Consider the following 17,867-nt stretch of genomic DNA (forward strand, 5'->3'; position numbering starts at 1 on the left):
TTGTGATATCTTTAGAAGTTTTTCAACTTTATTGGATAACGTAGAATCATTGACCTTAGATAGACTGTTCCAGCAATGTCACCAGGCCCATCTTACGTGTTGTATCCTATAGCTTTCCCGCTTAAATCAAGTACTTTTAGGACACAAATTTTCGAATCTACTTCGGGAATATGATAGTGGTTTTCATAAGTAGTACCTCTTCTTGTATTTGATGGGCTATACTTGTATTTTATAAGAAGAGTGTTTTTTTATTACAATGGATCTTTATGGTTAATTAACACGCATAATATTAAATATCTGTTCCTAGCGTCAAACCTCCATCTACAACAATTTCGGTTCCATTACAATAAGCGCTCTGATCAGAAGCAAGAAAAGCAATTACATTGGCAATATCATTCGCCTTTCCCATTCTACCTAAAGGGATATTATCACGATCCAAATTTAATGTATTGTTACTGACCATATCTGTCTCAATAACACCTGGATGGACTACATTTACTCTAATTCCCTTTCTGCCTAATTCTATTGCAGCTGATTTCGAAAGGTTGGAAACTGCTGCCTTTGTAGCGGCATAAGCTGCGGATTGATTAATTGGTGCAAAAGAAGATATGGAAACATTATTGATAATTGACCCATTTTGTTGTTTTTGCATAAATGGAGCAACTGCCTTTATTCCTCTAAAAACCCCCAACTGATTCACATTGATTAATTCTTGAAAGTCTTCAACGGTAGTATCTAATATTGGTTTTTTCATAAAAACTCCAGCATTATTAACAAGTACATCCAACTTTTTATAAGCAGAAATAATTGAGTTCACAGCAGATATCCAATCTTCTTCCTTCGTTACATCTAATTGTAGCGGAAGGCATTTATCCTCTCCAATTTCTAATGAGAGAGCCTTCACTTTTTCTATATCCCTTGCGCCTAAAGCAACTTTTGCTCCAAGAGATGCTAAGTGTTTTGCTATGTCCCTCCCTTGCCCCCTATTTGCTCCGGTTACTAACACAACTTTTCCTGTTAAATCAGGCATAACTAATTCTCCTTTACAGTAAAATACATTTTAATTTATCAAAAACTTATATTAATATTCGCAGCATCTTAACAAAGAGATTAACTATGTCCATACTAACATAAGTTCATAGAATAAAAGGATACCGCACGTAAGATATTCATGATGACAATAATTCAGTATCTCATTACTACAACAGTAAACGAGTGGAAAAGTTTCCGGTGTTATGTAGATGATATACACGATAATTTATTGAAACAAACAAGTGAGGATTTTTAAAATATAACTATGTATTTACAGAACGTATATCTCAAAAATCAAAAATGACCACAAACGCTATTATATCAACGTTTGTGGTCATCTTTGATTTTCTTATCGTATTCCATTTTTACTCAAATACGTCCCAGGAGGGATTCGAACCCCCGACCGACGCCTTAGAAGGGCGTTGCTCTATCCAGCTGAGCTACTGAGACAAACACCTGAATAACTCAGGCACAAGAACTATTATAGGCATGACTTAAATAAATGTCAACACTATATTTTATTTTTCTAAAACTATTTGATCTACTAGATGATTTTGCATAGTATAAAAGTTGACTGTGTACTTTTCTCCTGTCTCAATCACCGCATATGTTGCTTCCCTGCCGCCGCGTGGCTGTGTTGTGCTGCCGGGATTGACGAATAAAATACCGTTGATCAGTTCCGCTCCATATAAATGAGAATGGCCGAATAACGCGACGGTCGCTTGCTGTTCGGCTGCCGCATAAGAAAGTGTCAGTAAAGAGCGCTTCACGTCATGTTCATGGCCGTGTACAGCAAATACTGATTCATCCCCTATTTTCACTAACAGAGAGGCTGGTAAACGGCTGTCGAGGTCGCAGTTGCCTCGAACACAATGTAAACCTGCAAGCAAGGGATGATCTGCTGCTAATTCGCTATCTCCACAATGAAACATAGCATCTGCAGGCAAAGCGGCAATCTGTTGAACAGTTGCCGTATCGCCATGTGAATCACTTAATACAATAATTTTCATTCATTATCACCTAAACTTTTAAGGAATTCTGGAAGTTGTTCTTTTAACTGGGCTAACGCCGCACCCCGATGAGAGATTGCGCTTTTTTCTTCGGCTGTCAACTGAGCCATCGTCTTCTCTTTTTTTGGCACATAAAATACAGGATCATAGCCAAAGCCGTTTATACCTTGTCTTTCTGCCGTAATAACACCCTCGCAGCTACCTGAGAAAGTCGTTGTCTCTACACCAGGCCCAGCAATCGCCAACACACATCTAAAACGCGCCTGACGATGGGCTGTAGGTACATCAGAAAGGTTCGCTAGCAACTTATCGATATTCGCTTCATCGTCTGACGGTTCGCCCGCATAGCGTGCAGAGTAGACGCCTGGCTCTCCTTTTAGGGCATCTACCTCCAATCCACTGTCGTCTGCTATGACCACCTTATCGAGCATGTTCGCTACCGTTTCGGCCTTCAAAATCGCATTCTCCGCAAACGTTGTGCCCGTCTCTTCCACATCGATTGAATCGTCTAGATCATGCAAAGTAAGAACCTTAATTCCAAGAGGGCTAAACAGCACTTCAAAATCCTTCGCCTTCCCGCGGTTATTTGTCGCAATCAATACTTCTTTCATTGTGCATCGCCTGCCCGCTGTCCGACTTTGTCCGCTAGCTCCCCTAACGTTTCTTTTTGAATCTTGATCAACCGTTCGATTCCCTGTTCTGCAAGTGTTAATAGGTCATTCATCTCTGCTCGTGAGAATGTAGCTTCTTCCCCTGTACCTTGGAGTTCGACAAATTGTCCTTCTCCTGTCATCACAACGTTCATATCGACGTCTGCCGATGAATCCTCTACATAGTCAAGATCCGTAATAAGTTGTCCGTCCGCAAGCTTACCAACACTTGTAGCCGCTAGAAAATCACGAACCGGGAAAGTCGGCAATTGTTTTTCGATCTGCAATTTATTCGCGGCAATTACTAACGCGACAAACGCGCCTGTAATGGAAGAAGTCCGTGTTCCGCCATCAGCTTGAATCACGTCACAATCAATCCAAATCGTCCGTTCACCGATTGCATCCAAATCTACAACCGCACGTAAAGCACGACCGATCAAACGTTGGATTTCCATTGTGCGACCGCCTACCTTACCGCGAGACGATTCACGAATCGTCCGCTGTCCTGTAGCCCGTGGAAGCATGGAATACTCCGCTGATATCCAGCCTTTACCGCTGCCTCGTAAAAATGGCGGTACCCGATCTTCAATCGTTGCCGTACAAATCACTTTCGTATTTCCAACTGAGATCAACACCGAGCCTTCCGGGTGGATTAAATAATCTTTCTCTATCGTCACTGTACGAATATCTTCTGTTGTTCTGCCATCATGTCGCATGCTATTTCCTCCGTTATGTACCTTTTTTATTATTTTGTCCATATAAATAAACATTCAACCTATCTTACCATAAGAACAGTAAAAACCCGAAAACGAGTAACTGTTTTCGGGTGAATTCCGCTATTCTCAAAACTGTATCGTGCGTACATCCGGTTTCTGAATGCTCAGCCAATCTTCAACGATTGACTGAAACTTTTCTTTTAAACCGGTCGTATAGAAAATCGGTTCTACTGCGGAGACAGACAACATCTGCTGCTTACGTAAAATACTTTCAACGTCCGCAACGGTTTCCACAGCAGAAGAAATAATACGCTTCTGCTGTTGGAAATGCTCTTCGATATGTTCTTGCAGTAACGGGTAATGCGTACAGCCAAGTATGACCGTATCAAACGACTCTTTGTGCAATGGCTGTAAGGTTTGATCCACAATTACTTTGGCTGCTGGAGAGCGATACTCCCCATTTTCAACGATCGGAACAAACTCAGGACAAGCCAATGAATGGACCGTTGCGTCAGGCTGCTGCATATGAATTGCTTGATCATACGCCTTACTTTTCACTGTGCCAAGAGTACCTAATACTGCAATCTCGCTAGTTTGAGACGCCTTTAAAGCCGCTCTTGCTCCTGGCTGAATAACGCCGATCACCGGAAAGTCGAATTGATGTCGGACTTCCTCTAAAGCAATCGCAGTCGCTGTATTACATGCTATCACTAACATTTTAATGCCCATATCTGCCAAACTCTTCACCATATCCATGGTAAATTCCAACACTTCCTCTGATGGTCTTGGCCCATATGGACAACGTGCATCATCGCCAATGTAAATAATGGGTTCATTCGGTAAAAACTTTCGCAACTCTCGTACGACCGTTAAACCGCCGACACCCGAATCAATAACTCCAATAGGTGCATTCACTATAATCCCTCAATCTCTAGTCATCTCTTCATGTAATTTAGCTAGCAGAGCAGAAAATTGTTCAATTTCCTGCTTATCATGATTTTTGAGTACTTCCTGCAAATACTGCTGCCTTTTTTCTATGACTTCCTCAATGATTCGTTCTCCTTCTGGTAACAAATGAACCCGAACAACCCGTCGATCTTTGTCATCGCGTACTCGTTTCACCAACTGACTGCTTTCCATTCGGTCCACCAAGTCCGTTGTCGTACTGAATGCCAAAAACATTTTATTGGATAAGTCACCGATCGTCATATCTCCGTGCTCCAGCAGCCATTGAAGAGCGCTAAATTGAGGAGGCGTTATCGTATAATTTTTTAAGATTTTACGTCCTTGCTCTTTGATGATCGCTGCAACATGCCGCAGATCTTTTTCCATCAATGCGATCCCATGCAACAGGCTTTTCTGTTCGTTTGACAAAAAATCAGCTCCCTGAAATGATTCCTGTCTTTTCATTGTACCTTTTTCAATGATGAACGCAACAGTTTTTCATGCAATCTACCAGCAGAGAGGGATTTGTGGACACCTATTGATCAAAAATACGCCAAATTTCATACGCTTTCAATAAAAATTAGTTCAAACGCAATTCACCCAACCGAAGTAATTCTACAATTGCTTGCGCCCGGCCCGATACACCAAGCTTTTGAATTGTATTCGAAATGTGATTCCGGACAGTTTTTTCACTGATCGTCAACTGCCCTGCAATTTCTTTTGTGGTAAAGTCTTCAACGAGTAAAGTAAATATTTGTCGTTCTCGATTCGTCAATAAAGAACGGTTTTGCATTTCATCCAAGATGCGCCCCTCCTCTTTACGCTTTCCACATAAGATATGTGAGCGCGGGCGCGACTGTGTAGGCTTTTACGAGTTTTGCAAGTATACTTCCAGTTCTTCTTCCGACCATGCCACAGGCTGTCCGGACTTTCGGTTGATTTGCACGACTGTCCCCCTGCCCGTAAAGACGATTTCATCGTGTTCATTTTTCCCCATATAATGCAGATCCATTGAGCTATTTCCCATCCTCTGGGTTTTCACAAAGACCCTAAGCTTTTCGTCAAAGAAGACTTGTTTCCTGTAATCACATTGCAAATCAGCAACGATCGGAATTGTCTCCCCTTTCGGATTCATCCACTTCTCCATACAGTTTAAAGACTTAAAATATTCTATGCGTGCATATTCAAAGTACGTAAAAACTGACGTATTATTCAAATGTCCGTACATATCCGTCTCAGAGAAACGCACCGATACTTCTGAAAAGAACTGAAAATCCTCTTTCCATTTATCCAAATCCTCAATATAGCTTGCTTTCATATCAAAATACCCCCATATAGAAGTGAATGAATATTCATTCTTCTATTATATCAAAAAAATGGTAGACGTCAACCAACTTGGCTGCGAGTGGTTGGCACTGCCTTACCTTTAATCAATCATTTTAGGACAAATAAAAAACGACTTACCTATTAGGCAAGTCGTCTTGTTTTGATATTAGTCTACTTGATGGTCACTTCCGAAGAAGTTCTTGAACATCTGAATTGTTGTTGCTCTACCGATTGCACCGATAGATGTAGTCAATGGAATACCTTTAGGGCAAGCAACTACACAGTTTTGTGAGTTACCACACTCTGTGATTCCACCGTCTGACATGACTGTTGCCAAACGCTCGTCTTTGTTCATCGCACCTGTTGGGTGAGAGTTGAATAGACGAACCTGTGACATCAAAGCAGGTCCCATGAAATTCGTCTTGTCGTTTACGTTCGGACAAGCTTCCAGACATACACCGCATGTCATACACTTAGATAACTCATACGCCCATTGACGTTTACGCTCAGGCATACGTGGACCTTCACCTAAATCATACGTACCGTCGATTGGTACCCACGCTTTAATTCGTTTCAATGAATCAAACATGAATTCACGGTCCACGATCAAGTCACGGACAACTGGGAATGTACGCATTGGCTCTAGTTTAATTGGCTGTGTCAACTGATCGACTAGCGCTGTACAAGATTGACGCGGGCGACCGTTGATTACCATGGAACATGCACCACATACTTCTTCCAAACAGTTCATATCCCAGTTAACAGGTGTTGTTTTTTCACCTTTTGCGTTCACTGGATTCCGTCTGATTTCCATTAGCGCCGAAATAACGTTCATATTCGGACGGTAAGGAATCTCAAACTTTTCCATGTATGGCGTTGAAGTAGCAGTGTCCTGACGCTGAATCTCAAACACGACTGTCTTAGTTGCAGTTGCTGTTTGTTGTTCACTCACTTTGGTCAATCTCCTTTCTTCGCTGAATAATCGCGTTTACGTGGAGGAATTAGGGAAACATCTACATCTTCATACGTTATGATCGGTGCAGATACTCCGTCAAATTTCGCCATTGTTGTCTTCAAGAAGTTCTCGTCATCACGATTCGGGAACTCAGGCTTATAATGTGCACCACGGCTTTCATCTCGGTTCAATGCGCCTAATGTGATAACACGAGCTAGGTATAGCATGTTTTTCAACTGACGAGTAAACATTGCGCCTTGGTTAGACCACTGTTGTGTATCCGTCATGCTGATATTTTCATAGCGCTTAAGTAACTCGACAATCTTCTCGTCAGTTTCTTTTAACTTATCATTAAAACGAACAACTGTTACATTATCAGTCATCAATTCGCCAAGCTCTCTGTGGATGACATACGCATTTTCCGTACCATCCATTTTGAGCAAGTCTTCCCATTTTTGCTGCTCTTCTTTGACTGCTTCATCATAAATAGTTTCAGGCAGTTCGTCAGCTGTACGCTTCAAGTGCTTCATATAATCGATAGCGTTTGGTCCTGCGACCATCCCGCCATAGATTGCAGATAGCAATGAGTTCGCACCTAGGCGGTTTGCTCCGTGCTGAGAATAATCACACTCCCCAGCAGCAAATAGTCCTGGAATGTTCGTCTGCTGATGATCGTCAACCCATAGTCCACCCATTGAATAGTGAACAGCCGGGAAGATTTTCATTGGCAATTTACGAGGGTCGTCCCCTGTGAATTTCTCATAAATCTCGATGATCCCACCAAGTTTGATATCCAATTCTTTAGGGTCCTTGTGAGAAAGGTCCAAATACACCATGTTCTCTCCATTGATACCTAATTTTTGGTTTACGCAGACATCAAAAATCTCACGTGTCGCGATATCACGTGGAACCAAGTTACCGTAATCGGGATACTTTTCCTCTAGGAAGTACCACGGCTTACCATCTTTATAAGTCCAAACTCGTCCACCTTCACCACGTGCGGATTCACTCATTAGACGAAGTTTGTCATCGCCAGGAATCGCAGTCGGGTGAATTTGGATGAATTCTCCGTTTGCATAATATGCACCTTGCTGATAGACGATTGAAGCTGCAGAACCTGTATTGATTACAGAGTTTGTTGATTTACCGAAAATAATTCCAGGTCCGCCTGTCGCCATGATAACAGCATCCGCTTTAAATGCTTGGATTTCCATGGTCTTTAAGTCTTGCGCTCTAATCCCACGGCAAATTCCCTCTTCGTCAGTGATGATTCCAAGGAATTCCCAGTGTTCATACTTTTTCACTAACCCTGCTACCTCGTGTGAACGAACTTGTTCGTCAAGAGCATACAGTAATTGTTGTCCTGTTGTAGCACCTGCATAAGCTGTACGGTGGTGAAGTGTACCACCGAAACGACGGAAATCCAAAAGACCTTCTGGAGTACGGTTGAACATAACGCCCATACGGTCTAATAAATGGATGATCCCAGGAGCTGCTGCCGTCATTGCTTGCACTGGTTTTTGATTCGCTAGGAAGTCTCCGCCGTAAACCGTATCATCAAAGTGAATATCGACTGAGTCGCCTTCACCTTTCGTGTTAACAGCACCGTTAATGCCACCTTGGGCACATACGGAGTGGGAACGTTTCACTGGAACTAGCGAGAACAAGTCAACCGGTGTGCCAGCTTCTGCTGCTTTGATGGTAGCCATTAAACCAGCTAACCCTCCACCGACGACAATCAATCTGCCTTTTGCCATTATTGTTTCACTCCTCAATTATACATGTTTTCATAAGTTAGTTGATTAAACGAAAGCTAAAAGTGCTTGAATTCCGATTACTGAAAGTACTAAGAATACGATCATTGTAATATAAGAAACGATTTTTTGTGAATTTGGTGATTGAGCGATACCCCAAGTGACACAGAAAGACCAAAGTCCGTTTGCCAAGTGGAAAGTCGCAGATAGGATTCCAACAATATAGAATACAAGCATAAGTGGATTCGATAAGATATCCGCCATCATGTTATAGTCTACTGTTGCACCAAGAGCTTTTTGGATACGTGTTTCATACACGTGCCATGCGATGAAGATCACTAGGAATACGCCAGTAAAACGTTGCAGCGTAAACATCCAGTTACGGAATGTGCCGTAATGGTTCACGTTATATTTCGCAGAAAAAGCTATGTACACTCCATAAAAAGCGTGGAACATTAATGGAATATAGATGATGAACCATTCCAAGAATGTAACAAATGGCAAGTTGCCCATAAAGTTAGATGCAGTGTTGAATGCTTCTTCACCGCGCGTTGCAAAGTGGTTGATGACTAAGTGTTGGGCAACAAATAGTCCGACTGGAATAACACCTAACAACGAATGTAGTCGGCGCAAGAAAAAATCTGATTCTTTCGACAAGTCTTTTACCCTCCCTTATTTCTGAGATTTCCCTGACAAGAATTGCAGATTCTCTATTTAGCTGCACTTCCTCGGTATCTCTCTTCGTGGTACAATATGATAACATGTACATTGTACTCCTCTGTATGTGGCAGGTCAAGATGCTGTCTACTTTTTATAATTTATTGCGATTTTTCCGAAAACTGCTCTGATCCTGTTCATATCTATTTCCGAAAGGATTGTAAACTATTGAATACTCAACAAACACCAGCCACAAACTTTGGCTACAATCTGCTGCGGGATCATTTACTGCCCACGTTACTAGGCAAGCACGAAGACGACATATTGTATTGGCTTGGTAAAGACATGGCCAGAAAGTTCCCTATCTTGTCGCTCGATGAGTTACCCGCCTTTTTCGCAGAAGCCGGTTGGGGACAATTGGCAATTGAAAAGACTGTTAAGCAAGAAACACATTATACATTACATAATAGTAGCTTACTTGAACTTTCAGGTGGTTCTTGCTCGCTCGAGGCAGGTTTTCTGGCCGAACAGCATCAAAAGGTCAACGGCTATTTGACCGAATGTTACGGTCAGAAAATGCCCAAAGAAGATCATATTCATTTCATCGTGAAAGGTGATCCTAAATCACCCGTATAATAAGGAAGGGGCCACTTAGATTACGTGGCCACTTTTTATCATTGTTGTTGAAAATGCGCGATGAGTCCTTCTGCTACTTTTGCAGGGAGACCAGCTTCTTTTAACTGTTCAGCTGTTGCTTCGCGAATGGCTTTTACTGTTTTAAAGTGCTTAAGCAGCTGCTGTTTGCGTTTCGGTCCTACTCCCTCTATGCCATCCAACGAAGAGGTTAGTGAAGAAGCCCCTCTACGCTGTCGGTGGAAAGTAATCGCGAAACGGTGGACCTCATCTTGAATTCTTTGCAGCAGATAAAATGCCTCACTCGTTTTCTTCAGCGGTACAATCTCAGGCGGACTGCCATACAGCAATTGTGCCGTATTGTGCTTATCATCTTTCGCAAGACCTGCAATCGGAATAAACAAGCCAAGTTCATCCTCTAAAACTTCCCTAGCAATCTCCATTTGCCCTTTTCCGCCATCAATGACGATCAAGTCGGGAAGCGGGAGATGATCTTTCAGTACCCGGGTATAGCGTCTTCTAATTACTTCACGCATCGCACCGTAGTCGTCATGAGCGGCAGCTGTCTTCGTCTTATACTTTCTATAATCCTTGCGATTCGGTCTACCATCTATAAATGAAATCATTGCAGACACTGGTTCTACACCGTGAGTATGCGAGTTATCAAATGCTTCGATCCGCAATGGCGTGCTTATGGCCATAGCTTCACCTAATTCTTCACAAGCCCCGATTGTTCGTTCTTCCTGCCGTTCAATCAATTGAAACTTTGCACGCAATGCAATCGATGCATTTTTTTCAGCCAACTTCACAAGATCTTTCTTTTTCCCACGCTGCGGCACATAGACATTTGTGTTAAGCAATTGTTCAGCAAGCGTTATATCTACCGTTTCAGGCAGGAGAACTTCTTTTGGCAGCAAATGTTGTGTTTCCCCATAAAATCGGCCGAGGAACGTCAATAATTCATCTTCGGCGTCTTTATAAGCGGGAAAGATTGAAACATCGCGCTCGATCAATTTTCCTTGACGTACGAAAAATACTTGAACACACATCCACCCTTTATCCACTGCATAGCCGAAAATGTCACGGTCTGTGAAGTCATTTGTATTCACATTCTGTTTTTCCATGACGGCTTCGATATTCGTGATCTGATCGCGGTATTCTTTTGCCCGCTCAAATTCCAACTCTAAAGAAGCTTCATTCATCTTCTCCTGAAGTTCTTTTTTCATTTCTTTGTAGCCACCATTCAGGAAACGTGTAATGTCATTGACCATCTCATGATAGGCTTCTGCAGGAACTTCTTTGATGCACGGCGCCAAGCACTGGCCGATGTGGTAATATAGGCAAGCCCGAGTCGGGATATTTTGGCACTTTCGGTAGGGATAGAGGCGATCCAAGAGCTTTTTCGTCTCATGGGCTGCTGTTGCGTTTGGATAGGGACCGAAGTACTTGCCCGATTTCTTATTCACTTTGCGTGTGATGATAAGTTTCGGATGCCGTTCATTCGTTATCTTCAAATAAGGATAGGTCTTGTCATCTTTTAGCATGATATTGTACTTCGGGTCATGCTTTTTGATTAAGTTCAATTCAAGGACGAGTGCCTCGATTTCCGTATTGGTAATAATATATTCAAAGTCCTCTATTTCTCCGACCAGGCGCTGCGTTTTGCCGTCATGTGAGCCCGTGAAGTAACTACGAACACGATTTTTCAGCACTTTGGCTTTTCCGACATAGATAATGGTCCCTTGCCGATCCTTCATTAAATAGCAGCCAGGGAGATCAGGGAGGATCGATAGTTTATGTTCAATTATTTCATTCATCATTTTCACCTACTAAAAGACCGGGTGGCTGAAGTAGCTCCCGGTCTCTTGTATTTACGCGTGTTTTTCAACTAGTTGTGCAAGTGCTTCCTTCGGTTGGAATCCTACAACCTTCTCCGCTACTTCTCCATCTTTAAATAGAAGGAGAGTTGGAATGGACATAATTCCAAACTGGCTTGCTGTTGCTTGGTTATCGTCCACGTTAACTTTAACGATATTCGCTTTACCTTCAACTTCACCTGAAAGTTCTTCTAGCACTGGAGCGATCATTTTACAAGGACCACACCAAGGTGCCCAAAAGTCTACAAGTACTACGCCTTCTTTAACATTTTCAGCAAAATTCGCATCTGTTGCATTAATAATTGCCATCTGTTATTGCCTCCTTTTAAATACGACTATATTCGCATTATATCATGGAGGTTTCATAGGGGCTAAACAAATGCTTACAACGCCTTTTGATTAGCTAGCTTTTAATTTCTTTATTTCTTCAATCATGATTGGAATGATTTCAAAAATATCTCCTACAATACCATAGTCTGCAATTTTGAAAATATTCGCTTCTGGATCTTTATTGATCGCGACAATAACTTTTGAGTTCGACATCCCGGCAACGTGCTGGATTGCACCTGAAATACCCGCTGCGATATATAGATCTGGAGTGACGACCTTACCTGTTTGACCAATTTGCAACGAATAATCACAGTAATCCGCATCACACGCACCACGTGAAGCACCAACTGCCCCTCCAAGGAGGTTAGCCAACTCTTTCAACGGCTCGAATCCTTCTGTTCCTTTTACGCCGCGTCCACCTGCTACAATGACTTTCGCTTCTGACAAATCCACACCTTCTGTAGACTTTCGAACAACGTCTTTGATCACTGAACGTAAATTGGTAATTTCGACACTTTTCGCAGATACGTCGCCTGTACGGCTTGCATCGTGTTCAAGTGGCTCGATGTTGTTCGGACGTATGCTGATGAACAACAAACCTTCTTTAATTTCCACTTTTTCAAACGCTTTACCGGAGTAAATTGGGCGGATGAATTCTGCATCATCGCCTTCTCCTTCGATTTTTGTCACGTCTGAAATCAATCCAGATGCTAGTTTACTAGCGATTTTGGGAGATAAGTCTTTCCCCATTGCCGTGTGACCAAAGACAATCCCCTCTGGTGATTCATCTTCATATACAGCCATGAATGCCTGTCCGTATCCATCAGATGTATAATGCTTCAAATGTGGGTGCTCCACCGTAACCACACGGTCCGCTCCATAATGAATCATTTCTTCCCCTAATGACTGGACTTGGTCTCCTATTAAGACAGCGACAACTTCCCCGCCGCCTGATATTTTCTTTGCTGCAGCAACCGTCTCAAATGACACGTTACGCAGTTCGCCATCGCGTGCTTCACCTAAAACCAAAATTTTTTTTGACATAATGTAGTCCCTCCTAATACAGTTCTATGAGAATTAAATTACTTTCGCTTCAGAATGCAATAATTTCACGAGCTCAGCTGCTTGATCTGCTGGTTCACCTTCAAGGATACGTCCTGCCGCTTTTTCAGGTGGTAAGAAAACGTCTTTTGTTTCTGTCTTCGCTTCCACATCGTCTTCTTCCAAGTCTAAATCATCGAACTCCAACTCTTCTAATGGTTTCTTCTTTGCTTTCATAATTCCTGGCAGAGAAGGGTAACGAGGTTCGTTGAGTCCTTGCTGAGCTGTTACAAGAAGTGGCAAAGAAGTTTCAATTGTTTCAGAATCCCCTTCTACGTCACGTACAACTGTTACATTGGTGCCGTCCACCGTTAGTTCTGTAATTGTCGTTACATAATTAATACCTAATAATTCCGCTACACGAGGACCAACTTGTCCTGAACCGCCGTCAATTGCTACGTTACCTGCAAGAATGATATCTGCATCCTTATCTTTCAAGTAATCTGCAATTATTTTAGCAGAAGTAAATTCATCCACTTCATCGATGTCATCTTCAACGTTGATCAAGACCGCTTTGTCTGCGCCCATAGCTAATGCAGTACGCAATTGCTTCTCAGCATCTTCTTCACCGATTGAAATGACCGTTACTTCACCGCCATGTTCGTCGCGGAGTTGAATCGCTTCTTCCACAGCGTACTCATCGTATGGATTGATGATGAATTCTGCGCCGTCTTCTGAAATAGCACCGTTTGAAATCGAGATTTTTTCTTCCGTATCAAATGTTCTTTTTACTAATGCATAAATGTTCATTAATAGAACCTCCTATTCAATAATTACTTTCCAGTAAATGCAGGTTGACGCTTTTCAATAAATGCTTGAATACCTTCTTTTGCATCTTCTGATACAAACACTTCACCGAATGATTTAGCTTCTGCTTCCACTCCATCATAGAAGGACTGGTCTTTTGAATACTTTAGCATCTGCAAAGCATGCTTTACTGCAATCGGGCTTTTCAGTGAAATTTTCTTTGCCAATTTCAATGTCTTGCTTGAAAGTTCTTCATCGGAGTACGCATGATTGGCAAGCCCCCACTTAACAGCTTCTTCACCTGAAATAGGATCACTTGTCAGCATGATTTCTGCTGCTTTTGCGACACCGACCAATCGGGGCAGCCGTTGGGTCCCTGCGAAACCGGGAATAAGCCCTAACTGAAGCTCAGGCAAACCAAGCTTCGCACTTTTTGTAACCAACCGGATATGGCATGCCATAGCTAATTCTAAACCGCCGCCTAGAGCCGCTCCATGTATGGAAGCGATTACAGGTTTCGGAAAATTTTCTAAGCGTTCAAACACTTGCTGTCCTTTGCCAGCAAGCTTAGCGAACGCTTCGCCTGATTCCACTGTCGTAAACTCTTTAATGTCCGCACCTGCGGAGAAAAACCGACCTTCTCCGTAGAGAACGACCACTCGTACATCGGGGTCATTCTCTACTTCGGTTAACAGTTGATCCACTTCTTCAATTATTTTAGAAGATAGTGCATTCGCTGGTGGGTGGTCGATTTTTGCTAATGCAACATGTCCGTCTTTTTCCAATTTAATCAACGCCATCTAGTACATCTCCTTCAAAAAATGTTCTTTTACCGTTGTTGATAACCGCGCAATAACATATTACTCACTTTGGGTGCCAGACTGATCAAATCGTACTTTTGTTCATTCATTACCCAAGAAGTAATGGTCTCATCCATTGTACCGAAGAGCATTTGCCGAGCTAGACGTAAATCGAGTTCAGAAGACAACTCATTTTTCTCTACCCCTTCTTCCAGCAGCTGATCCAGCAAGATCATGTACTCTTTCAATACATTGTTGATCTGGAATCGTAGATCTTTGTTTGACTGTCTTAGTTCCAGCTGTGTGACAATCGCCAGATGAGGATCGTTTTGTAATACCCTAAAATGGTTTTCTACTACTTGAAGTAATTTTTCACTGATAGAAAGATCTTTTGTAAGTATCTCGTTGATGTTTTCTACAAAAATCGCCATTTTTTCTCTGAAGACAGAGATGAGGATATCTTCCTTATTTTTAAAATAAAGATAGATGGTTCCGTCTGCTACTCCGGCTTCCTTCGCAATTTTCGAGACTTGCGCTTGGTGGTATCCATTTTCTGCAATTACGATCACTGCAGCGTCTACAATTTGTTTATATTTAGGTTTTGTTCGTTTAATTTTGTTTCACCACCAAAAAAGAAAATATGAATGATGATTCATTCATATTTTCATAATAATAAACTTTTCAGTTAGAGTCAAGCTTTTTGTTATGAACTTTTTAAAGTGTCTTGGACTTCTGTTTGTTTTTTTCTTTCTTCTTCTACTAATGAACGACGTAAAATTTTGCCAACTGCAGTTTTCGGCAAATCATCCCGGAATTCATATTTCTTAGGAACTTTGAATGCGGCAAGTTGTTTCCTACAATACGTATCCAAATCTTTTTCTGTAACCGATTGACCATCCTTCAAGACAATATACGCCTTCACTGTTTCGCCACGATATGGATCTGGCACGCCAGCTACGATACATTCTTGAATGGCAGGGTGTTCATAGAGCACTTCTTCGATTTCACGTGGATAGATATTGAAACCACTTGCGATAATCATATCTTTTTTGCGGTCTACAATATAGAAGTATCCGTCCTCATCCATATACCCTAAATCACCTGTCAAAAACCAGCCGTCACGGAAAGCTTCAGCCGTATCATCCGGTCTATTCCAGTAACCAGTCATTACTTGTGGACCTTTTACCGCGATTTCTCCAATCTCTCCGACAGGCAATGATTCCGAAGAGCCAGGACCTAAAATGCAAGCATCGGTATCCGGCCAAGGCACACCAATGGAGCCTCTTTTCTCTAGCCCATCCCAAACAAAATTCGCTAAAGCAACCGGTGAAGTCTCCGTCAGTCCGTAACCTTCTACCAGCTTTCCGCCTGTCACCTGTTCGAATTTCTCTTTCACTTCGATAGGCAAGGAGGCTGAACCACTAATACATGCTTTGATTGATGACAAATCATATTTTGACAAATCCGGATGATTTAAAAGACCGATATAAATCGTCGGAGCGCCTGGGAAAAGTGTCGGCTTTTGTTTATCAATTTCTTTCAAAGCCGTTTTAAAATCGAATTTAGGTACCAATACCATCCGATGGCCCTTCATAACCGCAAAGATTAAGACGGTCGTCATACCATAGACATGGAAGAACGGCAGAATTCCCATGATCGTTTCTTTTCCTTCTTCTGTTTCATACAGCCAGGCGTTACACATCTCTGTATTACTGATCAAATTAGCATGCGTCAGCTCTACGCCTTTCGGTGGCCCTGTTGTTCCTCCAGTATATTGCAATAATGCAATATCATCTTTTTCAAAAGTAACATGAATCGGATCAGCTTTCGTCGATTTCATTATTTCTGTATAAAGATGATGGATCCCCCGATGTTCCACCTTAACGGAAAGACCATGTTCTTTCTTCTGGATGAATGGGTAGATGACATTTTTAGGGAAGGGTAAATAGTCTTTGATGCCTGTCACGATGATGTGTTCTAAAGAAGTGTCTTTCCTGATTTTCGAGATTCGTGGAAACAAAATGTCAAGCGAGATAATAACCTTTGCTCCAGAATCTGCCATTTGGTAGGTTAATTCACGCTCAGTATACAACGGGTTTGTCTGAACGACAATACCACCTGCATAGAGTATACCATAATACGCCACGGCACCTTGCGGACAGTTAGGCAACATAATCGCCACCCGATCTCCTTTTTCAACCCCCAGCTTCTGCAAATACGTCGCAAACTTCAACGCAGATTCATGAAACTCTTGAAATGAAACATCTTTCCCCATAAAGTGGATTGCAGTTTTATTCGGATATTTCTTACTGGACCTAGTAAGATAGTCTTGCAATGGAATTTGTTCATATTCCAAAGACGTCGGAATTTCAGGGGGATAAGCGGACAACCAAGGTTTTTGTGTCATCTTCACAACTCCTCTACATATAGTTAATTGTTTGAATATTCCTTGTTCATTAGTATATCGATAAATCTTTTAGTTTACAAGATAAATATGAAAGCGCTTTACTCTCCTGTTGAATTAAGAGCTATTTTAAATGGTTTGTCTACGTTAATTGCGAATTATGACTAGACAGACAAGAGCCCTTGCTTTTCATTCTATTAGGTGCAAGTGGTTTTTATGACTAACTTTACTACTTGGAGGGACTATCTGATAAGTTGATTAATTAATAGTTCACATGTTTTTTGTAATTTTTATTTTAAATGCAACAAAAATAAAACGAATGCAACCGATGGGTTCTTTTGGCCAAGTGAGTGCGGCATGAGTGTATCCATGGGGATTTGCGCTCCAGACGGTACGCTTTCCGGAGGGCGTTGCTTGAGCCTCCTCGTCTGCTTCGCTACCTGCGGGGTCTCAAGGCACACGCTGATCCTCCCGGAGTCGACCGTCTTCCGCTCCAATCCCTACATTGAGTAGGCTAGATAATTTGATTTTCGTTTGAAATTAATAAAAACCAAAAGGTATCGTTTTTGTACTAGTATTTCTTTTTTTAAGAGCAACCACTATTCCACTCGCTATTCACCAGAAAAAATTCAGTGCCTTCCGGATAAAAAGTCGGGGATTTGCCCGGAAGGCGGGGCGACTCTGGGAGGATCAGCGTGACAGGTGAGACCGCCAGGGAGCTTGCGACGGCGGGCTCACCGCGCGCCCTCCAGAACGCGTCCCCGTCTGGAGGGCAAATCCCGAGCAACACACCTTTTCCTCCACACTTTCGTTCTTTTTGCAAAACAGGACATGAATTATTTGGAGTGAAGCAAAAACACGCCAAGACAACTGTCAAGGCGTGTTTTTGAAGAGCCAATATACCCCTATTAGAACGAAAAGTATACAGAC

The 17,867-nt window shown here is 42.2% G+C and carries 19 protein-coding genes and 1 tRNA gene; 1 reads left to right on the forward strand and 19 read right to left on the reverse strand.

Annotation, left to right across the window (positions count from 1 at the left end):
* Positions 1-289 precede the first annotated feature (289 nt).
* The 12 genes from MKX97_RS09985 to MKX97_RS10040 form a co-directional block, all read right to left on the reverse strand.
* Entirely contained in the window at positions 290-1,030 is a 741-nt protein-coding gene (locus MKX97_RS09985; protein WP_342535893.1) for an SDR family NAD(P)-dependent oxidoreductase, read from the reverse strand.
* 378 nt (positions 1,031-1,408) lie between these two features.
* Positions 1,409-1,482: transfer RNA gene (locus tag MKX97_RS09990), tRNA-Arg, on the reverse strand.
* Between the two features lie 68 nt (positions 1,483-1,550).
* Complete coding sequence (locus tag MKX97_RS09995) at positions 1,551-2,042, reverse strand: metallophosphoesterase (RefSeq protein WP_340759002.1); 492 nt, start codon at positions 2,040-2,042, stop codon at positions 1,551-1,553.
* Positions 2,039-2,653 carry an XTP/dITP diphosphatase gene (locus MKX97_RS10000; RefSeq protein WP_340759003.1) on the reverse strand — a complete coding sequence of 205 codons (615 nt, stop codon included), beginning with the start codon at positions 2,651-2,653 and terminating at the stop codon, positions 2,039-2,041. Before MKX97_RS10000 ends, MKX97_RS09995 begins: the two co-directional genes overlap by 4 nt.
* Complete coding sequence (rph, locus tag MKX97_RS10005; protein WP_340759004.1) at positions 2,650-3,408, reverse strand: ribonuclease PH; 759 nt, start codon at positions 3,406-3,408, stop codon at positions 2,650-2,652. Before rph ends, MKX97_RS10000 begins: the two co-directional genes overlap by 4 nt.
* A gap of 126 nt (positions 3,409-3,534) precedes the next feature.
* Positions 3,535-4,323 carry a glutamate racemase gene (gene racE / locus MKX97_RS10010; protein ID WP_221836490.1) on the reverse strand — a complete coding sequence of 263 codons (789 nt, stop codon included), beginning with the start codon at positions 4,321-4,323 and terminating at the stop codon, positions 3,535-3,537.
* A 9-nt stretch (positions 4,324-4,332) separates the two neighbouring features.
* Positions 4,333-4,740, reverse strand: a complete 408-nt coding sequence (locus MKX97_RS10015) for a MarR family transcriptional regulator (protein ID WP_050804706.1) — start codon at positions 4,738-4,740, stop codon at positions 4,333-4,335.
* Positions 4,741-4,933: 193 nt separating this feature from the next.
* Entirely contained in the window at positions 4,934-5,146 is a 213-nt protein-coding gene (locus tag MKX97_RS10020) for a LuxR C-terminal-related transcriptional regulator (RefSeq protein ID WP_040759620.1), read from the reverse strand.
* Between the two features lie 75 nt (positions 5,147-5,221).
* Positions 5,222-5,671 (reverse strand): thioesterase family protein, encoded by a 450-nt coding sequence (locus MKX97_RS10025; RefSeq protein ID WP_342535894.1) that lies wholly within the window; start codon positions 5,669-5,671, stop codon positions 5,222-5,224.
* Positions 5,672-5,845: 174 nt separating this feature from the next.
* Positions 5,846-6,631, reverse strand: coding sequence for a succinate dehydrogenase iron-sulfur subunit (gene sdhB / locus MKX97_RS10030; RefSeq protein WP_040759230.1), 786 nt, complete (start codon positions 6,629-6,631; stop codon positions 5,846-5,848).
* A 5-nt stretch (positions 6,632-6,636) separates the two neighbouring features.
* Positions 6,637-8,391 carry a succinate dehydrogenase flavoprotein subunit gene (gene sdhA, locus MKX97_RS10035; protein ID WP_009497574.1) on the reverse strand — a complete coding sequence of 585 codons (1,755 nt, stop codon included), beginning with the start codon at positions 8,389-8,391 and terminating at the stop codon, positions 6,637-6,639.
* A gap of 45 nt (positions 8,392-8,436) precedes the next feature.
* Entirely contained in the window at positions 8,437-9,045 is a 609-nt protein-coding gene (locus MKX97_RS10040; protein WP_009497575.1) for a succinate dehydrogenase cytochrome b558 subunit, read from the reverse strand.
* A gap of 228 nt (positions 9,046-9,273) precedes the next feature.
* On the opposite strand from MKX97_RS10040, the gene MKX97_RS10045 reads away from it, so the two are divergent.
* A complete protein-coding gene (locus tag MKX97_RS10045) occupies positions 9,274-9,681 on the forward strand; it encodes a YslB family protein (protein ID WP_009497576.1) in 408 nt (135 codons plus the stop codon).
* A gap of 38 nt (positions 9,682-9,719) precedes the next feature.
* On the opposite strand, the gene uvrC is transcribed toward MKX97_RS10045, so the two are convergent.
* The 7 genes from uvrC to MKX97_RS10080 form a co-directional block, all read right to left on the reverse strand.
* Entirely contained in the window at positions 9,720-11,495 is a 1,776-nt protein-coding gene (gene uvrC, locus MKX97_RS10050; RefSeq protein WP_009497577.1) for an excinuclease ABC subunit UvrC, read from the reverse strand.
* A gap of 54 nt (positions 11,496-11,549) precedes the next feature.
* Positions 11,550-11,864: a thioredoxin gene (trxA, locus tag MKX97_RS10055; protein WP_009497578.1), complete on the reverse strand. Its 315-nt coding sequence runs from the start codon at positions 11,862-11,864 to the stop codon at positions 11,550-11,552.
* Positions 11,865-11,954: 90 nt separating this feature from the next.
* Positions 11,955-12,929: an electron transfer flavoprotein subunit alpha/FixB family protein gene (locus tag MKX97_RS10060; protein ID WP_009497579.1), complete on the reverse strand. Its 975-nt coding sequence runs from the start codon at positions 12,927-12,929 to the stop codon at positions 11,955-11,957.
* 33 nt (positions 12,930-12,962) lie between these two features.
* On the reverse strand, positions 12,963-13,736 hold the full coding sequence (locus tag MKX97_RS10065; protein WP_009497580.1) for an electron transfer flavoprotein subunit beta/FixA family protein: 774 nt from the start codon (positions 13,734-13,736) through the stop codon (positions 12,963-12,965).
* A gap of 23 nt (positions 13,737-13,759) precedes the next feature.
* On the reverse strand, positions 13,760-14,533 hold the full coding sequence (locus MKX97_RS10070) for an enoyl-CoA hydratase (RefSeq protein ID WP_078816841.1): 774 nt from the start codon (positions 14,531-14,533) through the stop codon (positions 13,760-13,762).
* A 29-nt stretch (positions 14,534-14,562) separates the two neighbouring features.
* The gene (locus MKX97_RS10075; RefSeq protein WP_040759231.1) at positions 14,563-15,147 is read right to left on the reverse strand and encodes a TetR/AcrR family transcriptional regulator; all 585 of its coding nucleotides are present in this window, start codon (positions 15,145-15,147) and stop codon (positions 14,563-14,565) included.
* Positions 15,148-15,236: 89 nt separating this feature from the next.
* A complete protein-coding gene (locus MKX97_RS10080; RefSeq protein WP_342535895.1) occupies positions 15,237-16,940 on the reverse strand; it encodes a long-chain-fatty-acid--CoA ligase in 1,704 nt (567 codons plus the stop codon).
* Positions 16,941-17,867 lie beyond the last annotated feature (927 nt).

This window comes from Sporosarcina sp. FSL K6-3508 (assembly GCF_038615825.1).
In the GTDB taxonomy this organism is placed as follows: Bacteria; Bacillota; Bacilli; order Bacillales_A; family Planococcaceae; genus Sporosarcina; species Sporosarcina newyorkensis.

What these genes read in the sequence shown, in the direction of transcription:
- MKX97_RS09985 (WP_342535893.1), bottom strand. Translation starts at nt 1,030, where the DNA reads ATGCCTGATTTAACAGGAAAAGTTGTGTTAGTAACCGGAGCAAATAGG.
- MKX97_RS09995 (WP_340759002.1), bottom strand. Translation starts at nt 2,042, where the DNA reads ATGAAAATTATTGTATTAAGTGATTCACATGGCGATACGGCAACTGTT.
- MKX97_RS10000 (WP_340759003.1), bottom strand. Translation starts at nt 2,653, where the DNA reads ATGAAAGAAGTATTGATTGCGACAAATAACCGCGGGAAGGCGAAGGAT.
- rph (WP_340759004.1), bottom strand. Translation starts at nt 3,408, where the DNA reads ATGCGACATGATGGCAGAACAACAGAAGATATTCGTACAGTGACGATA.
- MKX97_RS10015 (WP_050804706.1), bottom strand. Translation starts at nt 4,740, where the DNA reads ATGGAAAAAGATCTGCGGCATGTTGCAGCGATCATCAAAGAGCAAGGA.
- MKX97_RS10020 (WP_040759620.1), bottom strand. Translation starts at nt 5,146, where the DNA reads ATGCAAAACCGTTCTTTATTGACGAATCGAGAACGACAAATATTTACT.
- MKX97_RS10025 (WP_342535894.1), bottom strand. Translation starts at nt 5,671, where the DNA reads ATGAAAGCAAGCTATATTGAGGATTTGGATAAATGGAAAGAGGATTTT.
- sdhA (WP_009497574.1), bottom strand. Translation starts at nt 8,391, where the DNA reads ATGGCAAAAGGCAGATTGATTGTCGTCGGTGGAGGGTTAGCTGGTTTA.
- uvrC (WP_009497577.1), bottom strand. Translation starts at nt 11,495, where the DNA reads ATGAATGAAATAATTGAACATAAACTATCGATCCTCCCTGATCTCCCT.
- trxA (WP_009497578.1), bottom strand. Translation starts at nt 11,864, where the DNA reads ATGGCAATTATTAATGCAACAGATGCGAATTTTGCTGAAAATGTTAAA.
- MKX97_RS10060 (WP_009497579.1), bottom strand. Translation starts at nt 12,929, where the DNA reads ATGTCAAAAAAAATTTTGGTTTTAGGTGAAGCACGCGATGGCGAACTG.
- MKX97_RS10065 (WP_009497580.1), bottom strand. Translation starts at nt 13,736, where the DNA reads ATGAACATTTATGCATTAGTAAAAAGAACATTTGATACGGAAGAAAAA.
- MKX97_RS10070 (WP_078816841.1), bottom strand. Translation starts at nt 14,533, where the DNA reads ATGGCGTTGATTAAATTGGAAAAAGACGGACATGTTGCATTAGCAAAA.
- MKX97_RS10080 (WP_342535895.1), bottom strand. Translation starts at nt 16,940, where the DNA reads ATGACACAAAAACCTTGGTTGTCCGCTTATCCCCCTGAAATTCCGACG.